We start from the raw sequence: 19,818 nt of genomic DNA, 5'->3' as shown, positions 1-19,818 counted from the left end.
CAGGAAGTCCTATTTTTTGAACATTACCAAGGTTACCATGCCAATCATTACAAATATTACAATGTTGGCAAGGCTTCTCATCCTGTCCTTGGCTGCTAAAGAAACCAATTGATTATCCTGGATATCAATCGCATCGTAGAAGGATCCCATATCGCTGGATAGAATATATTCATTTTTCTTGCTTTCTCCAGTTACATTCAAAATAATTTCAGACTTCAGCGTATCATATGTCTCCGTCTTCACATTGAAATATATGAACTGCAAGTAGTCTCCCATAGCATAAGCGCCAGGTTCGTTGGGGATACCATAATAGCCGAATGATTTAGTCCCACGCACCTTACCATGCCCCCGGCTTATGTCTTGACGAATATTAGGTGAATAGATATCGAAATTGTCATCTTTGTTGAGTCGTGGTTCTCCAATTGCAGAAATATTTCCCTCACCTGTAATATCAAAAGAATAATTGAAGCTTTCGCCGGTGCGGAGTGACTCGCTTGAGATTTTTTCTTTGAGCCTGTAATTACCAACAGTTACGCTCTCTTTGAGTGGGTGTGGAGGCAGATTTCTAATAGTTACTTTTTTAGGTTTTGTATGAAAAGTCACTATCTCTTCCTGCTTATTTCTTCCGAAAAAAGTCGGATTTTTGGCTACTTTGTACTTAATAAGGTCTAATCCCACTTTTGGAAAATTAATCGTCTCATCGTTGAGTGGATAATAGGCTGCCTGATAGATTTTGAATTGCGTATAGCTTTTCCCATTGATCTCTACAGGTTCTCCTGAAATATTTTCGATATTGAAATTCTCCTCCCAGCAGTTAGCAGGTTTGATCTTTTTGACGATATCTGGTATTTGCTTGCTTAGTTCATAGAATCTCATATCTGCCCGATTGTTACCTGCCACATAAAAAGCCAAAGTAAGCGTAAAACCTTCGCCCGGATAAACTGAAGATTTATCTGTAGTTAATGCCAAAAATGCATCAGCTTTTACATCTACAAATTCCTGAGGGGTATTTTGTCTCCCGAAGAAATCCTGAAACGGGTCGCTGCCAAATGGGTCATTTCTTTGTCTTCTTTGCGCTGGTGGGCCTACTTTAATTTTCTTGCCCTGCACACTATAGGTCTGACCGTTTACTTCCATTGTAAATGACTTTAGCAGGTATTCTCCTTCAGCGGTTGCAACATAATTCTGAATGATACTTTGAGATGAGCTGCGTCGACCATTGATAAAGTTGGTTGAAGAGGAGGAAGATGTCCCTCTTTTTACGAAACCGGGTATTTCAGGAAAGGGAGAGTAGTTTCCCAGCCTAGCATTATGAATGGTGAGGGTAATGGTAAATGCCTGGTTGCTGGCAATTTGATCTGGCCCCAGCTCGATATTAACCTGCTGTCCCAGTACATCCAGTCCAGCTAACATAAAAATACTGACAAATAAAAAACCTACTTTTCGCATGCTCGTAAGAGTAAATAAAATTGCAAATCTAACTGATATTTATTATTTTATGGTGCAATTTATATGGACGACAGAACGTGTCGTCAGGTTTAATGTTTAATATTTTTTAACAAACCACTTGTACATGCTGGAATATTCAAAGACAATTCTTTCAAAAGTAAGTTTTGACAAAAATTTGTTTGATAAAGAACTAGCAAAAGCAATCAGGCTAGTAGGAAAAGAGCTAGACGCTCTAAAAAAATGGTGTTACGACAAATTCGGCCATTTGTACCGCAGTATTCTAAATAAACATTTTAATTTGAGTTAATCAGAAAATATAAGCTCCGAAACCGGAGCTTTTTTGTTTACCCTTCTCACTAATTAATGATTTCACAAAATAATATAGCAGGCATGACATTCATGGCCTGCATGCTCCATTCTTTCTTATTGCAGGCACAGAATAATGCAGAACTCAAAAGAATCTTTTACACCAGTACGGCCGATCAATCTGAGAGAGAATTTTTGCTCTTTTTGCCAAAAGGCTATGGAGATGACCCAAAAAAGGAATGGCCAGTCTTACTCTTTCTTCACGGAAACGGCGAACGAGGTAATGGTACCACGGAGCTTGATTTTGTAATGGTGCATGGTCCTCTCTATGAAGCCTGGATTCAAAAGAGGAATTTACCATTTATTATTATTGGCCCTCAACTACATATGTTTGGCATGGACGCCCATGCTAAGTATATAGCCGATCGAACGCTGGATCAATTGCCTAAACAATTGAATGAAGGCACGCCCGAGAGGGAGGCTAAATGGAAATCAGACGTGCAAGTAAACGGAAGTATTTCAGACATCAATTATCCTTATAAGGCTTGGGGGCCACCAATGGGCTGGGAAAAAGTGGAAAGAGATCTTATCAACATCCTAGACAGCGTAAATGAAAACTATCAGGCAGATCCCTCAAGAACCTACCTGACCGGATTGAGTTATGGTGGATTTGGCACATGGTATATGGCCAGTAAGTATCCCGAAAAATTTGCTGCCATAAGTCCAGTTGTAGGCTGGGGGCATGTCGAATTGATGAAGCCGCTGGCCGAGAGCAAAATGCCAATTTGGTGCTTTGCCGGAGGTAGAGATCAGGTCATTGAGGTGAAATATTTCTATCCTGGACTAAATGAACTGGAACGACTCGGTCATGAGGTCCGGTTTACCATTCAATCTGATATGGGCCATGACACCTGGAAGCGTGTATATGCCGGAGAGGATATTTATAATTGGTTTTTGAGTTATAGCCGATAAATTTGCCACTCGAAAAAACGAAAACCATGCGATCCATAATCTTTTATGTATTGATTTTATCCTCCTTCAGCCTTCTTGGTCAATCGCAGGATACGCTATCAATTCGGTTGGAAACACCTTATCTGGCATTAAAAACATTTATTGTCAACACTTCAGCCGACAACTATAACCCCGAAAAGGCTTGTATCCTTTTTAATGGCCCGGGAATGTCCGTTGAGCAAAAAGTAGGATATGTAAAGCGCCTTGAGCGTGTATTTGAAGGAGCTGGTATTTTTATCTTCTTTGACAAGGTTCCTACAAATCCCAATTATTTCGACTCGTTGAGCAATGAACATCGCTACGTGATTAACAATCGGTATCCGGAAATTTATCTTCAAAAAATTCGCAAACGCTGGCAGTTTCAGCCTGAAGTGCTGACATCAATAGATCAGGTGCACAAAGAGCTATACAAATTCGACCCCAAAAGTTGGATTGGACTGGAGCTTGAGAAAACCGGACTCAATGCTAATTTTATTGGGCTCAAGCTTTGGCAATGGCTAGGCATTGTGATATTTCTAGGTGCTTGTTTTTTCATCCGATATATTTTTACATTGATATTTGGACGTCTACTCATTCAGTTATTAGATAACATAGATGACCGAAAAATAGGAAGTAGATATATACTGCCGGTAGCCCGTCCTGTGGGTATGTTGATGGTTTTCTTTTTCGTTGGCGCACTGTATCCAAGCTTAGAATTACCCCAACTGGTAGGGTTTTATGTGGTTTTGGCGCTGAAGGCTTTGATACCCTTGTTTGGGATGATTGCCCTGTATCAACTGACTAATATTGTTGACGTCTATCTCAATCGGTTTGTAGGAAGAACCGAAAGTACACTCGATGATCAGCTGGTCCCTCTTGTAAGAAAAGTTTTAAGAGTTGGCATAGTTGTGATTGGTGGCCTGGTCATTTTGGACAGTCTTGATGTGCCCATACTACCCTTGCTGACAGGTCTTTCAATTGGCGGTCTGGCGTTTGCCCTAGCTGCGCAGGACACAATCAAAAACTTCTTTGGCTCGCTGATGATTTTCATTGACAAACCTTTTCAGATTGGCGACTGGATCGTATCTGGTGAGATAGACGGCACTGTGGAAGAAGTAGGTTTTCGATCAACGCGTATTCGAACTTTTAGAAATTCTGTGGTCTATGTACCTAACGGTCAACTGGCAGATAGCACAATTGACAATAATGGCCTTCGTCAAATGAGGCGATTCAGAACAATTATACAAATCAAGTACGATACACCTCCTAATTTAATTGAAGCTTATGTGGAGGGTCTCAAAAAAGTGATGTTGCGGCACCCAAAAACCAATAAAGAAAAATACGAGATTCATTTCACAGAGCTGGGGGCTCATTCCCTTGATATCTTATTCTACATTTTTTTCGAAGCCCCAACTTGGTCTGATGAACTGAAATTCAGACAAGAAATATTGTTAGAAATATTACGACTGGCGGAATATTTCGGTGTTGAGTTTGCTTATCCTACACAGACACTTCATGTCGAAAATTTGCCCGGCCATGAGGCTCACGGCCCCAATTATGCAAGTAACAAAAAGGATTTGGAAAGCAAATTGGATCAATATTTTAGCGCCTAACGCTAAGTGTTTTATACAGGGCAAGGATGCCAATTGCACTCAACACAACAAACCATGGTAAGTAATCCTGGGTCTGCAACGCCCGGATAAGCTGAGAAGTTTGTGAACCTAGCCATATGAAAAATAAAGTGCGCGGTAGCATACCTACTAATCCTCCCAAAAAGAAAGGGAGCAACCTGACTCCGGAAACGGCTAGAACAACATTCATTAGGCCAAAGGGTAATGCTGGTGAGATTCTGGCCAAAAAGGTTGTTACCCATTGTTTTCTCTCTACATTGTGAAATATAGGGGCTGATTTTGGAAATTTTTGCCGAATCCAATCTAATGTATGATCGTCCATTTTTTGAGCCAGTGTGTATCCGATCAGCGATGCGAATTGATAGCATAATATAACCGGCAAAATGGCATGCCACCCCAAAAAATACCCACATATAAGAGAGATAAAAGTAGTCGGGGTAATTGCCAATCCCATACTGAGAATACTTGCCAGAAAAAAGAAAAGCCAGGAGTACGCTGAGAAGTCTTTGACCCAAAGCTCATTCTCTATAGCCAGATAAGTCACTACAGCTGTAGATACCCAGGGGACTACGGTCATCCAGCCCATTAAGAAGAATACCCCTTTGTGGTTATTGAAAAATGAAGAATATCTATTGTTATTCAAGTATTAAAATAGTCTAGAGGAAAAAACATGGCGAATATGCGATATTGATTACATTTGTCGCTCAAAATCACAGGAGAATTATTTAAATTAAACGGGCGCCCATCGAAAACTCATTTTTTTGACTAAACAGGTGTCTTCGTAAATAAAAATAAGAAAATATGAAATTTGGTACTAAGGCCATTCATGCGGGAGTAGAACCGGACCCAACCACAGGGGCTATCATGACCCCAATCTATCAAACCTCCACTTATGTCCAACCTTCACCTGGTCAACACAAAGGATATGAATACTCCAGAACTCAAAACCCGACAAGAGATGCATTGCAAGCCAATTTGGCTGCTCTTGAAAGTGCTAAGCACGGGTTGTGTTTTGCTTCCGGACTTGCGGCTACAGATGCTATATTGAAGTTACTTAAGCCTGGAGACGAGGTATTGGCTTCAAATGATCTGTATGGGGGGACGTACAGGATATTTACCAAGATATATCAGGACTTTGGAATCAAATTCAAGTTCATCGATATGCGTGATCTGAACAGGATTTCTGAGCATTTTTCAAATAAAATAAAGATGGTTTGGGCGGAGACTCCTTCCAATCCAATGATGAACATTATTGATATCAAAGGACTTTCCGGAGTGTGTAAGAAATTTGGTGCTATGTTTTGCGTCGACAACACATTTGCTACGCCGTACCTTCAAAACCCACTAGGCCTGGGAGCCGATGTAGTCATTCACTCTGTAACTAAATATTTGGCTGGACATTCTGATGTAGTCATGGGTTGTCTGATGACCAACAATGATGTATTGAAAGAAAAACTTGCTTTTATACAAAATTCGAGCGGTGCGGTGACCGGTCCTATGGATTGTTTTCTTGCCCTAAGAGGAATTAAAACTCTGCATATTAGAATGCAACGTCATTGTGAGAATGGCCGGAGGATCGCTCACTTTCTTAAGTCACATCCAAAGGTCGGAGAAGTTTATTGGCCTGGATTTGACGAACACAAAAATCACGACATCGCTAAGAAGCAAATGAAAGATTTCGGTGGTATGATTTCATTCGTACTAAAAAACGATAAAATTGATGACGCGATCAAAGTAATGGAAAAACTGAAACTTTTTGCTTTGGCGGAATCGTTGGGAGGGGTTGAATCTCTTTGCGGGCACCCTGCGAGTATGACTCATGCTGCTATACCGAGAGAAGAACGGCTTAATGCCGGATTGAAAGATTCCTTGATCCGACTTAGCGTAGGCATTGAGGACGTAGAAGACTTGATTGCAGATTTAGAAAAGGCCTTAGTGTAAAACGAATCCTAGAAAACAACAAAAGCCTGACGGAAGATATCCATCAGGCTTTTTCTATTTTGTGAACATACTTTTTTTATGTAAGTATCCATATTTCATTGCGGCGGGTGACTTTGACAAAGATCTTTGAAATGCCATTCGGTAATATTTGGAAGCCTTTTTCTTCTGGCCCAGGTACTCACATATCTCACCAAGAGTTCCGGGGATATCAGCAGAATTAGGGTATAGATCAACTCCATACTTAAGAAGTTCTATGGCTTCATCAGACTTTTCTTCCTGTATTAGTATTCCTGCCGATTCCATGAGAGCACCTTCTGGAATACGAGTATGAAAATTGTATCGTCCATTTATTGACTTATAATAGTTGATAATTGAGTCCGCTCCCTCTAGTACAATTGTGTCCGAAATGTAGAATTCTGCAAACACGAACCGAAGTCCTCTGTAAATACCATCCGCAATTACATTAACATGTGAGGAGGAGTCCATCAACTCAAATTTCCACACAAGGCCTTCGGGGCTAAGATCGTTTATCAAGTTTTGATATTTTTTTAGCCCAACTGGTCTGAGTCCAGTGCCTTCCGTATTGGCATATAAATACGCATTCTTATAACTGTTATTAACTAGATGCTTCGAAAGAAAATTAGCCGTTTTAGTGCCTATACCTGTGCCGGATTGAATGTGTGCATCAAAAAGATTCGGATTTTTGGCTAAAAATTGCATATTGATGTTGGAGGCAGAGGACCAACCATAGAGCATATCAAAGTTGTTGGTACAGTACATTTGGTTAACGAATTCCATTAATTCGGTCTCTATGAACTTCAAAAAATTTGTATAAGAGTCATTTGGATTGTGTGTAACATTCATATCCCTACCTCGATCAATGTTTGGCACACCTACAATTATTAATGGTGGCACATATCCAAAAGCATTAGACAAAAAATCTACCGCACCCTCTGCAAACCCAAAGGTGTATTCCGCATCTAGTACATATAATACTCCGTAATTGTTATTACCTAATTCATAGTCTTCAGGAAGACTTATGATGATTTGCCTATCTTCAGAAAGGGCATTAGAATATATTAGATGACTTTGCCTCGTTCGGCTTTGACTGTTCGCAAACAGTGAACTGAGCAGAAATAGAAAAATAAAAGGAAATCGATTCATTAGCCAGTTTGTCAGAAGACAAATATTCACATCGAAACTAATATTTGCTACTGAACCTAACAATGACCTCAGACCAGACTCCCTCTTCTTATGACTGGAAATCACACAGCTAGCCCTAAAGACTCAACTTGCATAGAGCTTGGTTACTAAAGTCTGGTCTGTAGATCCAGATTCATCGACTGTTAGAAAATATTGAAGCTGCCAATGTTGAGTCGCGCAAGCTTGCTTGCTTTTAGGCTCATCCCAGGATGGATACACCCGAATGCCTCGTTTGCCTTCTTTGGCTGTTGTTGAGAAAATACCTTTTTGACAAAGGACCGATTTAGGGAACACAAATTGGCCTAATTCATCACCCTTTTGCACATTGATTATGATTAAATCAATTGGGTCAGCATAATCAAAAGGAGCTATGGGGCCATCTTCCGTTCTTTTCCAAATAGTCACGAATTGCCCTATTTTGGTTGGAGTGATTTTAGCATTCCTGGAAACGACAATTAAACCGTTTATTTCAAATCTACAGGCGCCGTATTCCTGACTTTCCTCTTCAATAAGATAATTGGTTAGCTCAAACCCGTAGGGCTCATAAATCGCGGAATTGATTTTGGTATGTAGTTCGTTCATTTTACTTCTTCGGAAGCAAGAAACTTTTTGGAGATTCTGATAAACTCATCTTTGTTCTCTCCAGTATGGGCGTAATGTCCGGTGTCAGGAATAATCCACAAGGCCGAATGAGCAAGTTTTTCATGCAGATCCATAACAGATTGTATCGTAATTTGCTCTCGATCTCCAAGTATCAGCAAGGTCCTGGCTGTAATTTTCCGAAGCTCATCATCTGACATTTTGAAGTTGTAGTTCGCCAGCTGTTCAATAATTAATTTAATTTGCTCTTCTCCTCCGGAGTGGAAGTCCCTGATCCAGGCAAATTCTTCAATGTTATTATAGGTAAAAGTTTCGAGCATATCCGGATAATCCTGTGCATTCCAATTCGCATTTGAGCCTATAACCGCCATCGTTTCCACAGTTTCCGGACTGAGGCTGCTTAATTGCAGTAAGACATCTCCTCCAAAACTAAAGCCGATGCCCTTGATTTTTTCAAGTTTCAGTTCGGTAATCAATGCCAAAATATCCTTGGCGGCTGCCCGCACTGAGAATGGTTCATTGAATGGACTGGATTGACCATGTCCCCGTAAATCTATTAAGTAGACAGTGTAATCTTTAGAGTAGGCATCAACAAAATCTTTCCAGGCCAATGAAGACTGCGTATAGCCATGCAGTAAGAGCAGCGGTTCTCCCTTACCATAGGTTTCATAATGGAGGTCTACTCCATTGACATTTATCATTTCAGATTTTACTGGGGTTTGAGAAAAGGTGATTCGTGTGAGTCCAAAAAGGACAATGAAAGAGAAAATTGGTTTCATCAATAGCTAAAATACTTTGGGTTAATATGGTCCTGCGAATTAAATGAAATTATATGACTATTTCTCTAGAGAATCTAATCGTGGCTTAAAGGCTGAAAATTGGCTAATACAATTATTTCAATTGCTTAAATAGAATAGAGTTTTTGTCTGGGTCATAAATGCCAATACTCCAGGTATACTCATCTTCATTTTTTTCACCCATCGGACTGCCTCCATACTTCGAAGTTATTTTTATAACCTCTTCTAAATCCGTTACGACCACATCAAACTGGTGTCTGTTTTGGGTAGCGGTATTCCCGGCTAATTCAGCTGGGCAAAACAAAAGGTTCATACCACCCCATACCCCGGAGTATAGTCTAAAGTCTTCCATCTTTCGCTCTTTGAATCGAATGCCAAATGTATTCGAATAGAAATCCAGCATCTGCTCCATATTGGTAACGGCCATGGTCATCCCTTCTATTTGATAGTCGGGTTTTTCCATTTTTTGGCTAAATAGATTCGACATTGTAAATCCAAACAATAAGATCAACACGAATTGTTTCATTTCTCTTCGCCCTAGTTAGTCAAATAAAGTTAGTAAATACCGTTGACTAGTTCTATTTCGAGTTCGAAACAAAAATGGAACTAAATGTCCCTTTTTTCGAAATGAAAGACTTCAGTAGAAATCTTTCCGCCGCGATTTAGCTTGAGTCTTATTTCCATTTTATCCTTTTCGACCAATTCATAGCTAAGCCCTTTAAATTCTATTTTAGTCGAAGTAGCACTTACAAATGGGAATTTCACCATGTCATCTTTTTCTTCCCATCCGGTCAGGTCAGCATTAAAGTGCTTCAGTGTGAGGTTGAATTTCCCATCGCTTTTAGATATATGCAATATTTCATAGAATGTTACCTTATCCTCTTTGTAATGCTTATAAGTTCCGATCATACTCCCGGCGCTTGGCTCAGTCCAGGCTTCTTGTGAAACACCACCAAAACCATCTCCTACCCAGTTGCCAGCCAGCCAGCCAAAGTCCGAGATTTCAGGATTTTCAATTACCTGTCCAAATCCTGTATGACAGGATAGGAATAACAATATAAGTGCGGCATACTGACAAGTTGACTTTTTCATGAGATTCAATTTTATAAAGTTCGTTTGAATATAATTAATTTCTATCTGAAAGCTTTATCAACTCAACCCTCCCACCATACTTGATGTGAGGGGAGGACATGGCTATTTTTTCTGCCTCCTGCCTGTCTTCAACATCAATGATGAAGTACCCGGAGATTTTGTCTTTGCCGATATCAACAACCGCTTCACTTTCTGGGCTCAGCCAGGTCGTAGACTCCGGGGACAACTCTTTCCCGGTAATGCTCACTCCGTTCATCATCATTTTACCCATCCAGCTGGCATACTCTGTGAAAATCTCCATATCACTACCTTCTGGCGAAAACCTCTCGTCTTCATGCAACAACAAGATATAGCCTGACGATATTTCTGATGATCCGTCCGATCCTGTATTTCCCACGAAATAGCCCCCAATAAAAAACAAGATTGAGGCAGCTACTCCGGTCATCCAAAGTTTTGTTTTGTTCGTTTTCATAACGTTTTCATTTATCAATTTTTTCTTTTTCAATTCAGCAATAATTCTATCCTCTAAACTTGATGGAGGAAGTGTTTCTCTTGACAATGAGTCAAAGAGTGCCTGCTCTTCTTTCGTTAGTTTATCTTCCATCACTCATTGGGTTTTATAATTGTCAAACAATTGTTTTCTTAAAATACTCCTGGCCTGGAACAGCTGACTTTTACTTGTTCCCGATGATATATCCAGGAGTTCGCCAATTTCCTTATGCGTGTAGCCTTCTATGTCATGCAAGACCAAGATTTGTCTATAACCGGGTGATAGGGACTTAATGGCTTCTTCTAAATCCATCGTAACCAAACTGGTCGAAGTTTCTGACACCAGGTCTACGGCGGTCTCTTCTGCGGTTTTTTTTTGCTTTATTTCCTTTCTAACCTGCTCCTTAAGCAAATTGATCAGGATTCCTGTCAGCCAGGTTTTAAGTGTAGATCTTCTTCGGAAATGCTGAATCTTTTCGATGGCTACCACCCAGGTACGTTGTACAAGCTCCTCAGCATCTAATTGGTCTGAGGTCAGTCGAAGTGCCATCTGATATAAGGCCGGTGTCTTATTCCGATAAAGCTGCCGAAAGGCGCTTTCGCTTCTTTCCGACAAAAAGGTATCTATAAGAAAGTTGTCGTCTTGCATGTGTCCAATTTACTACTTAGTGTCATGAGGTAGCAAAAAGGTTGTATGGACAAAAATATTTTTGAAAATGCGGAGTGCGATTCAGCCAAGGTTAATCTTTTCGCTTTTTTGTTTTCTTCAGTGCCTTTTCAATAGCACTTTCTACCAATGGTTCCATAATAGCATATCCTAATGCGTTGGGATGCACACCATCATCTCCAAGTTCTTTTTTCAATCCCGGACGGCTATCTGCCATGGGAGTAAAATAATCCACATACACATGACCTTCGTTTTCAGCATAGGCTTTCAACCAGGCATTTAGAGCCACCACTTTTTCTGAAGGCTCAAGCCCTGGGCGCCATGGAAAGTCAAATGCAGGAAGCACAGAACAAAGCACTACTTTTATTTTGTTGGCCTTGGCCAGTTGGGCCATGGAGGCCATGTTATCTTGAATCATTTCGATACTCGAAGGGCCCGTGTTGCCAGCTATGTCATTGATTCCGGCTAAAATGACCACGACCGTAGCATTCAGATCCATGACGTCCTGCCTAAAGCGTAAAAGCATCTGAGGTGTCGTTTGTCCACCAATACCACGATTTATATACGGTTTATCAGAAAAAAATTCAGGTCGCATACCAATCCAACCTTCAGTAATAGAATTACCCATAAAAACAATTCTCGGTTGTTTAGCGTCGGACTCGACAAGCATAGCATTTTCCTTTTGATATCTTTTTAGATTGGCCCAATCTTGCGCGTTGGAAAAGTCTAACATGGTTAGTACTAATAAGGTGGTTAAAACAAATCGTAAGTTTTTCATGACTGTAATGTAATCTACAAGAACGATATTTTAAACAGTGCACAATGCTCTACCGCGCACGAACTAACTAAAAAAACCTCGATACCTAACCAACCGGTACCGAGGTTTTAATCCAACAAATGACTTCCAAATCCAGTTTGAAGTCCGTTCCAACTTCTATATGAGAAAACTACTTAGCATACTCTTTAGATTTATCATTTTTATACGGTTAGAAATTTGTTGATTGAATAAGCTGCTTTGCGACCTTCGCTGATGGCCCAAACCACCAGGGATTGCCCTCTTCGACAATCACCAGCTGCAAATACATTTTCTTTATTGGTGCGGTACATGTCGTCTTTGATGTTGCCGCGCTGATCTGTTTCGATTCCCAATTGCTCTAGCAACCCTTCTTTCTGCGGATGCATAAAGCCAATCGCCAAATAAGCTCTTTCGCAAGGCAACACTCTTTCCGTGCCTTCGATTTCTTCAAATTTGAAAGAAGCCTTATCAGTCCACTCTACGTCTACAACTCTCAATCCAGTTACCTCTCCCTTGTCATTGCCGATAAACTCCTTGGTCAAGACTGACCAATTTCGTTCACAACCTTCTTTTTGTGAAGTAGAGGTTCTAAGTACCATCGGCCATTCGGGCCAGGGGTTATCTTCGGTTCTTGATTCTGAGGGCTGATCCAGCAATTCGATCTGCGTAACGCTTTTTGCTCCCTGGCGGATAGAAGTACCCACGCAGTCAGAGCCAGTATCACCACCACCGATCACAATGACGTGCTTGTCTTTGGCATTCATTTCAGCTACGACTTCGGTGTCTTCACCAGAAACTACCTTATTTGAGTTTTTCAGAAACTTCATCGCAAGATGTATACCTTCTAATTCTCTACCGGGTATGGGAAGATCACGGGCAATAGTGCTGCCAGTACAAATAGCAATGGCATCAAACTTATCTTCTATTTCCTTAGTCGTAATGTCTTTGCCAATCTCCACACCGCACTCGAACGTTATCCCAGATTCCTTCATCAAGTTCACACGTCTTTCGACAACTGATTTTTCTAGTTTAAAATCAGGAATCCCAAATCTCAGTAGACCACCAGGTTGTGTGTCTCTTTCGAATACAGTTACCTCATGGCCTTGTTTGCAAAGTTGATCGGCCGCAGCCAAGCCTGCAGGACCTGATCCAATCACAGCGGCTGACTTACCTGATTTGATTTGCGCCGTGTGTGAAGTTTCCCATCCCTGCGCGAATGCTTCTTCTGCAATGGTCTTCTCAATGTGCTCTATGCTCACCGGATCATTGTTCAAGCCCAGGACACATGAGCCCTCACAGGGTGCCGGGCAAATTCTTCCGGTAAACTCAGGGAAGTTGTTAGTACTTTTAAGAATGCTCCAAGCCTCTTTGAATTCATTGCGGTAAACTGCATCGTTGAAATCTGGAATTTTATTACCCAACGGACAGCCACTATGACAAAAAGGAATGCCGCAATCCATACATCGAGCCGCTTGCTCATTTGTTTCTTCTGCTGAAACAGGCTTTGCAAACTCCTTGTAATGTTTCGTTCGCTCTTTCACTTCCTCGTATTTGAGGCTGTGTCTTTTATAAGTCAAAAATCCATCTACCTGTCCCATATTAAGCGATCTTTTCTTTTTCTAATTTTTGCTTTTCCAATATTTGCTTGTATTCGGTTGGTATCACCTTTACAAATTTATTTTTAGCACTCTCCCATTGGTCCAGGATATCGAATGCCTTATTGCTCTTGGTGTATCTAGAGTGCCTGTTGATCTGGTCAAGTAGGTAATCGAAATCTTCGCTACTTGGCGATTCAAGTTCTACCAGTTCCATGTTACACTTGGAGGCGAAATCAAAATTGTCTACGTAGATATAGGCAATACCTCCACTCATACCTGCAGCGAAGTTCTTACCCGTTTCGCCAAGTACAATGACACGGCCCCCTGTCATGTATTCGCAACCATGATCTCCCAGTCCTTCGGTCACTGCCTGCGCTCCTGAGTTCCTTACCGCAAATCTTTCACCGGCCTTCCCGTTCACATATAACTCGCCTGAGGTGGCACCATACAAGCAAACATTACCTACCAGTATATTTTCTTCCGGTACAATGTCTGAAGCTCTGTGTGGGTGACAAACAACTTTTCCTCCTGACAAGCCTTTTCCAACGTAATCATTGGCTTCGCCTTCTAAATTAAATGTGATACCATGAGCCAGAAAAGCGGCAAAACTTTGCCCGGCTGATCCGGTAAATTTCACTTTAACTGTATTTCTACTCAACCCCTCAGGCCCGTGCAACGCTGCCAATTCTCCTGAAAGCATAGCTCCGGTAGTTCTGTTCTGGCTATTTATGGATAAGTCTAGTCTTACCTTTTCCTTCTTTGTCAGTGCCGGTTGAGACTCTTCGATCAATGTTTGATCTAGCACCTTCTCCAATTCGTGGTCCTGATCTTCCAGCTTGCAGGACAAGTGGTCTTTTGGCTTAAAAGGATTTTGAAGTAAGGCCTCCAAATCGATATTTCCCGCATGCTCTTTTGCTTTCTTTCTATCGAATGTCAACAGGTCTGTTCGGCCAACCAACTCAGCTACAGTCCTTACACCTAACTCGGCCATAATCTCTCGAAGCTCTTCACCCAGGAAGTTGAAGAAATTCACGATGTGCTCCACCTTGCCAGAGAAAAGTTTTCTCAATTCCGGATTTTGTGTGGCCACTCCGACTGGACAAGTGTTCAAATGGCATTTCCTCATCATGATACAACCTTCTACTACCAGTACCGCAGTAGACACACCCCATTCTTCTGCACCCAATATAGCCGCTATGGCTAAATCTCTTCCTGTCCGCATCTGGCCATCAGCTTGAAGCTTTACCTTCTTACGCAAGTCATTTTTTTCCAGCGTTTGATGCGTTTCGGCCAATCCGATCTCCCAAGGAATACCGGCGTGGTGCACTGAGCTAATCGGCGATGCTCCTGTTCCCCCGTCGTGTCCGGCAATCAGAATGTTATCTGCCTTGGCTTTCGCAACACCCGCTGCGATAGTACCTACACCAGCTTCAGCCACCAACTTCACATTGATGTCTGCTTTCTGATTTGTATTTTTCAAATCATAGATCAACTGTGCCAAATCCTCGATAGAATAAATATCGTGGTGAGGAGGAGGTGAGATCAAAGACACGCCAGGTGTGGAGTGCCTGATTCTTCCGATGGTTTCATCCACCTTTTTTCCAGGCAATTGGCCTCCCTCTCCCGGCTTCGCTCCTTGCGCTATTTTTATTTGAATTTCATCTGCATTAACTAAGTAGTGTGCCGTTACTCCGAACCTTCCGGAAGCCACTTGTTTAATAGCTGACCTGGACAAAGTGCCATCCGGATTTGGCTTATATCTTATGGCATCTTCTCCGCCTTCTCCGCTGTTCGATTTTCCACCGATCAAATTCATTGCCTTGGCAATGGTCGTGTGGGCCTCTTCTGAAATAGACCCGAAGGACATCGCACCCGTTGCAAATCTCTTGACGATCTCCGACACTGGCTCTACTTCCTCCAAGGGAATTGATCCTTTGGAATTGAATTCGAACATGCTTCTAAGTGTAATGTTCTTTTCCGCCTGGTCATTGATAGCCTGGCTATAAGTTTTGAACAATTGATAGTTGCCACTTCTGGTTGATTTTTGCAAGGCATGAATCACCTCTGGGGTGAACAAATGTCTTACTCCATCTCTTTTCCATTGGTAAAGACCTCCCGTTTCTAGGCCAGCTTTTTCGTTAGCCGGTATGAAAGCAGCATGATGATTTTCTAAAATCTCTTTTTCAATTTGCTTGAAGTCTTTTCCGGAAATTCGGGAAGGTGTGCCTCTAAAGCAGAGGTCTGTTACTTCCAAATCCAGTCCGATGATTTCAAATATCTGAGCTGACTCATAGGACTGAATGGTAGAAATTCCCATTTTGGAAAGAATCTTTCGCAGTCCGTAGCCTATCGATTTTCTGTATTGTTCGAAAAGCTCATTGCCAGATTGGCTAAGGGAAGCACCCTGATGCAAAATAGTCTCAACGGTCAAATATGGATAAACAGCAGTTGCTCCAAATCCAACCAAAGTGGCAATGTGATGCGTCTCTACAATGTCTCCACCTTCAATGACCAAGCTTGTTTGAGCTCGGAGTTTTTTCTTTAATAAGTACTGATGTACGGCACCAGTTGCTAGCAAACTTGGAATTCTAGCCCTATCTGCAGTGATATCTTTATTCGAAAGAATCAAAATATTTGCCCCTGCCTCTACTGCGTCTGCTGCCTTTCTTGAAAGCTGCTTCAAAGACTCCTGAAGGCTCGTATTTTTGGAATCGTAGGTAGCATCAATCACCTCGGAAGTGAATCCGTTGAATTTCACATTTCTAATGAATTCAAATTCGTGATAAGATAGAAGTGGGTTCTCTATCCTTATTTTCTGAGCATGCTCGGCCTTGTGCATCAGGATGTTCTCGCTATTGCCAAGGTAATTAATCAAAGACATCACCGATCGCTCTCTGATTGGATCAATCGGAGGGTTGCTCACTTGTGCGAAAATCTGTTTCACATATTGAGAAAGGTGCGTTGGATTTTCTCTGAAAACTGCAAGTGCGGTATCGTTGCCCATCGAACCTAGTGGCTCAGTGCCATTTTTGATCATTGGCTCCAGAATAAACTTGATGTCCTCTTGGGTGAAACCATTTGCAATTTGTTTCTGCAGCAAATCATCAGCCTGCAACGATTGATCTAATGGTTTGTCTTTGATGAAATCCGAAAGGTGAATTAGATTTTTTTTGACCCATTCCTGATAGGGTTGATCATTTGCTAAGTTTTCTTTGATCTCCTGATTGAAGGAGATGTTGCCAGTTGTCAAATCTACCATGATCATTTGGCCAGGGCCCAATCTTTCATTTTTCTTGATCAGTTCAGGCGCAATATGTACAGCACCTACTTCAGAGCTCAATACCAAGCGATCGTCTTTGGTTGCGATGATCCTGGAAGGTCTCAATCCGTTTCGGTCTAAACTTGCACCGATTGTGTAGCCGTCAGTATAAACCAAAGAAGCAGGACCATCCCATGGCTCGAAAATGGTAGAGTGGAATTCGTAGAAAGCTCTTTTTTCGGGGCTAATTTCAGTCTCCTCTTGCCAAGCCTCCGGAACCAGCATGGCCATGGTGTGTTGCAAGCTTCTGCCTCCCATGATGAGCAGCTCCAGGATTCCGTCAAGGTTGGCAGAATCCGAGAATTGCGAATTGCAAATTGGTGTCAACACGTTAATTTCATCTTCTGTAAAATCCGTTGAAGTAAGCAAGGCCTCTCTGGATACCATCTTGTTGATATTACCTTTGATGGTGTTGATCTCTCCATTGTGTGCCAGAAAGCGGAAAGGTTGAGCCAGCCTCCATTCCGGAAAGGTGTTAGTAGAAAAACGAGAGTGTACCATAGCTGTTGCCGAAGTATATCGCTCATCGTTCAAATCCAGGTAGTACTGGTTTACTTGCCAGGTTCTTAGCTCACCTTTGTAAGTGATGGTCGAGCAAGAGAAAGAAGCAATATAAAAGTCGGAGACAGGATAGGTTTCTCTTACTTTATGTTCGATGTATTTTCTGAGCACATATAATTTTCTATTCAACTCCTTGCCTTCATATTCTCCCTTCTTCACAAACAGGTGATAAATTGAAGGTTCGGACTGCTTGGCTATTTTTCCAATTTTTTTGGAATCAACTGGCACTCTTCTTAGCCAAATGTTGTCAAATTGAAGTGTCTCTAATGCAGCCTCTACTATTTCTAAAATTCCCTTTTTATCGTGCCCTTTGGGTACAAAAAGTACTCCGACACCGTATTTACTTTTGGCTGGCAGGTTTATTTTACTTTCTTTGGCAACTGCCTTAAAGAAATCGTGAGGTAGTTGTGTGAGTACGCCGGCACCATCTCCCGTTTCACCATCTGCTGCCACACCTCCTCTATGCTCCATTTTCTGCAACATAGTGAGGCCATCCTGCACAATTTGATGAGAAGGCACATTTTTTATTTGGGCGATGAACCCTATTCCACACGAGTCCCTTTCGAAGTCCGGAGAGTATAATCCCGTGGTTTTCTGATAATTTTCCATATAGATCAAATGCTTACATGGATCACCTCTCTCATTTTGGGAATGTCGTTGCTTGGGTTGCTAACAAGAGGTTTTCCAATTTTGAAGGAGTAAAACTATATTTTTTATATATTGCAAAACCTAAGTATCCCGAAACGATATGAAGTCCAACATTAGCCCAATGATGTTTAATGAATTGATTATCAAACTTTTATGTACTTAGAATATACAATGGCCAAAACTTCAAACGCACAGCCACTTTTTCAGTTGATTCATGCTTTGACCAAGTCTGAAAAGCGAAGTTTCAAATTATACGCAGGAAAAGTAAGCGATCCTACAGAAGCCAAATTCGTCCAACTCTTCGATGTTTTAGAAGGAATGGAGCTCTATAATGAGGATCAAATCTTCAAAAAAATGCCGGATCTGAAAAGGTCACAGTTGGCGAATTTAAAGTCACATTTGTTCAAACAAGTCCTGATGGTACTGCGTCAGAGTCATATGAAGACTGACGTAGATATCATGTTGCGCGAAAACCTGGATTATGTGCGTTTGTTATTCAAAAAAGGGCTCTATGAGCAAAGCATGAAGATGCTGACTAAAACCAAGGTCACTGCCAATAGCTATAAAAAGAACATATTCAAGCTGGCCTTGCTCAACTACGAAAAGAATATTGAGAACCAGCAAATGCTTTCCTTAGACCAAACAACGTGTTTGAAATTGGATAAGGATACCAAAAGCCTGTTGCGTAAAATCAACGTAGCGCAGGCTTTTTTCTCCTTAGCGTTGAGAATGAAAGCTCACTTCCTGAGAAGTGGTATGGCCCGAAACGAGGACGAACTGGAAAAGATCAACAAGATATTTTATGCCAATCTGCCTGAACACGACAAGACTCATCTGTCTTTCAGCGAGCAGTACAACATGTGTCGAGCTTATTATTGGTTCTCTTACATCACTCAGGATTTCCAGTCATGTGTGAAGTACACAGAAATGTGGGTAAGTATTTTCAAAGAAAGCAATCTGACACATTTGCGTCATTCCGAATTTTTAAGAGGGCTCAATAGACTGTTGCAGTCTCTTTTTAGAATCAATGATGTGGACCGATTCAGTATTTACTATGAGGAGCTACTTGAGTTTGAAAAGCTATATGCCAAAGCCATAGACAGCAACAGTAAGCAGCTGATGGTTCGTTGTCTTACCGTGCAGACTTTGAACAAGTGCTTTCTGGAGGGTGACTTCAAAAATTATGGAGCGAAGCTTGAACGCTATCTGGCTAAGTTAGAAGAGTCGATCGAATACATAGACAACAACAACCAACTGGTGGTGTTCTACAAATCGGCTATTCTTTATTTCGGCTTGGGCAAGTATGAAAAAAGCCTGTTCTATCTGGACCGGGTGATCAACAACAAGAACGATCAGCTTCGTGAGGACCTCAAAAGTTTTGCTTACATCCTTTATCTCATTGTGCTCTACGATATGCGTGATCTGGATCAGCTCAAAACTATGCGAAACCGTGCTTTTGTTTACCTACGTCAGCGAAATATTTTGGGACAGTTTCACCATATTATCCTTCAGTTTTTGAAAAAGACTGAGGACATCATGCCGCTGGATTTGAAGGGTGAAATGATCACTTTAAGAACCAGCTTGCAGGGGCTGCTGGAAAACAAATTCGAGGCCAAGCCACTGCTCTATTTCGATATCATGAGCTGGCTGGAAAGTAAGATTACCAGCCGACCTTTCCATGAGGTAGTGAAGGAATTGGCGGAGAGTAAGCATTAAGGGATGATAAGAAAG

At 41.5% G+C, this 19,818-nt stretch carries 16 protein-coding genes; 4 read left to right on the top strand and 12 right to left on the bottom strand.

Annotated features, from left to right (window positions below; all coding sequences use genetic code 11):
- Nucleotides 1-9 precede the first annotated feature (9 nt).
- Nucleotides 10-1,449, bottom strand: coding sequence for a BatD family protein (locus ABJD64_RS18995; RefSeq protein WP_348180672.1), 1,440 nt, complete (start codon nucleotides 1,447-1,449; stop codon nucleotides 10-12).
- 363 nt (nucleotides 1,450-1,812) lie between these two features.
- Between ABJD64_RS18995 and ABJD64_RS18990 the strand changes: the two genes are divergently transcribed.
- A complete protein-coding gene (locus ABJD64_RS18990; RefSeq protein WP_348180673.1) occupies nucleotides 1,813-2,727 on the top strand; it encodes an alpha/beta hydrolase-fold protein in 915 nt (304 codons plus the stop codon).
- Nucleotides 2,728-2,753: 26 nt separating this feature from the next.
- On the top strand, nucleotides 2,754-4,358 hold the full coding sequence (locus tag ABJD64_RS18985; protein WP_348180674.1) for a mechanosensitive ion channel family protein: 1,605 nt from the start codon (nucleotides 2,754-2,756) through the stop codon (nucleotides 4,356-4,358).
- Here the strand turns inward: ABJD64_RS18985 and ABJD64_RS18980 are convergent.
- A complete protein-coding gene (locus tag ABJD64_RS18980; protein ID WP_348180675.1) occupies nucleotides 4,348-5,019 on the bottom strand; it encodes a VTT domain-containing protein in 672 nt (223 codons plus the stop codon). The genes ABJD64_RS18985 and ABJD64_RS18980 overlap by 11 nt on opposite strands.
- A gap of 158 nt (nucleotides 5,020-5,177) precedes the next feature.
- On the opposite strand from ABJD64_RS18980, the gene ABJD64_RS18975 reads away from it, so the two are divergent.
- Complete coding sequence (locus ABJD64_RS18975; protein WP_348180676.1) at nucleotides 5,178-6,317, top strand: PLP-dependent aspartate aminotransferase family protein; 1,140 nt, start codon at nucleotides 5,178-5,180, stop codon at nucleotides 6,315-6,317.
- Nucleotides 6,318-6,371: 54 nt separating this feature from the next.
- Here the strand turns inward: ABJD64_RS18975 and ABJD64_RS18970 are convergent, their stop codons facing one another.
- The 10 genes from ABJD64_RS18970 to gltB form a co-directional block, all read right to left on the bottom strand.
- Nucleotides 6,372-7,481 (bottom strand): alpha/beta hydrolase-fold protein, encoded by a 1,110-nt coding sequence (locus tag ABJD64_RS18970; RefSeq protein WP_348180677.1) that lies wholly within the window; start codon nucleotides 7,479-7,481, stop codon nucleotides 6,372-6,374.
- Between the two features lie 123 nt (nucleotides 7,482-7,604).
- Nucleotides 7,605-8,102, bottom strand: a complete 498-nt coding sequence (locus ABJD64_RS18965; RefSeq protein ID WP_348180678.1) for a MepB family protein — start codon at nucleotides 8,100-8,102, stop codon at nucleotides 7,605-7,607.
- Nucleotides 8,099-8,899, bottom strand: coding sequence for an alpha/beta hydrolase (locus ABJD64_RS18960; RefSeq protein ID WP_348180679.1), 801 nt, complete (start codon nucleotides 8,897-8,899; stop codon nucleotides 8,099-8,101). The genes ABJD64_RS18965 and ABJD64_RS18960 overlap by 4 nt, the downstream gene beginning before the upstream one ends.
- 112 nt (nucleotides 8,900-9,011) lie before the next feature.
- Complete coding sequence (locus ABJD64_RS18955) at nucleotides 9,012-9,380, bottom strand: VOC family protein (RefSeq protein WP_348180680.1); 369 nt, start codon at nucleotides 9,378-9,380, stop codon at nucleotides 9,012-9,014.
- A 143-nt stretch (nucleotides 9,381-9,523) separates the two neighbouring features.
- On the bottom strand, nucleotides 9,524-10,009 hold the full coding sequence (locus tag ABJD64_RS18950) for a DUF6265 family protein (RefSeq protein ID WP_348180681.1): 486 nt from the start codon (nucleotides 10,007-10,009) through the stop codon (nucleotides 9,524-9,526).
- A gap of 34 nt (nucleotides 10,010-10,043) precedes the next feature.
- Nucleotides 10,044-10,613 (bottom strand): hypothetical protein, encoded by a 570-nt coding sequence (locus ABJD64_RS18945; RefSeq protein WP_348180682.1) that lies wholly within the window; start codon nucleotides 10,611-10,613, stop codon nucleotides 10,044-10,046.
- A gap of 3 nt (nucleotides 10,614-10,616) precedes the next feature.
- The gene (locus tag ABJD64_RS18940; RefSeq protein ID WP_348180683.1) at nucleotides 10,617-11,147 is read right to left on the bottom strand and encodes an RNA polymerase sigma factor; all 531 of its coding nucleotides are present in this window, start codon (nucleotides 11,145-11,147) and stop codon (nucleotides 10,617-10,619) included.
- Nucleotides 11,148-11,238: 91 nt separating this feature from the next.
- Nucleotides 11,239-11,943, bottom strand: coding sequence for an SGNH/GDSL hydrolase family protein (locus tag ABJD64_RS18935; protein WP_348180684.1), 705 nt, complete (start codon nucleotides 11,941-11,943; stop codon nucleotides 11,239-11,241).
- A 200-nt stretch (nucleotides 11,944-12,143) separates the two neighbouring features.
- Nucleotides 12,144-13,559, bottom strand: a complete 1,416-nt coding sequence (locus ABJD64_RS18930; protein ID WP_348180685.1) for a glutamate synthase subunit beta — start codon at nucleotides 13,557-13,559, stop codon at nucleotides 12,144-12,146.
- Between the two features lies 1 nt (nucleotide 13,560).
- Nucleotides 13,561-18,048 (bottom strand): glutamate synthase large subunit, encoded by a 4,488-nt coding sequence (gene gltB / locus ABJD64_RS18925; RefSeq protein ID WP_348180686.1) that lies wholly within the window; start codon nucleotides 18,046-18,048, stop codon nucleotides 13,561-13,563.
- Between the two features lie 192 nt (nucleotides 18,049-18,240).
- Here gltB and ABJD64_RS18920 point away from each other — a divergent pair, with 192 nt between their 5' ends.
- Nucleotides 18,241-19,803, top strand: coding sequence for a hypothetical protein (locus ABJD64_RS18920; protein WP_348180687.1), 1,563 nt, complete (start codon nucleotides 18,241-18,243; stop codon nucleotides 19,801-19,803).
- Nucleotides 19,804-19,818 lie beyond the last annotated feature (15 nt).

Source organism: Reichenbachiella sp., assembly GCF_039944555.1.
GTDB lineage: Bacteria > Bacteroidota > Bacteroidia > Cytophagales > Cyclobacteriaceae > Reichenbachiella.
This window is presented reverse-complemented; position numbering and strand designations above follow the sequence as displayed.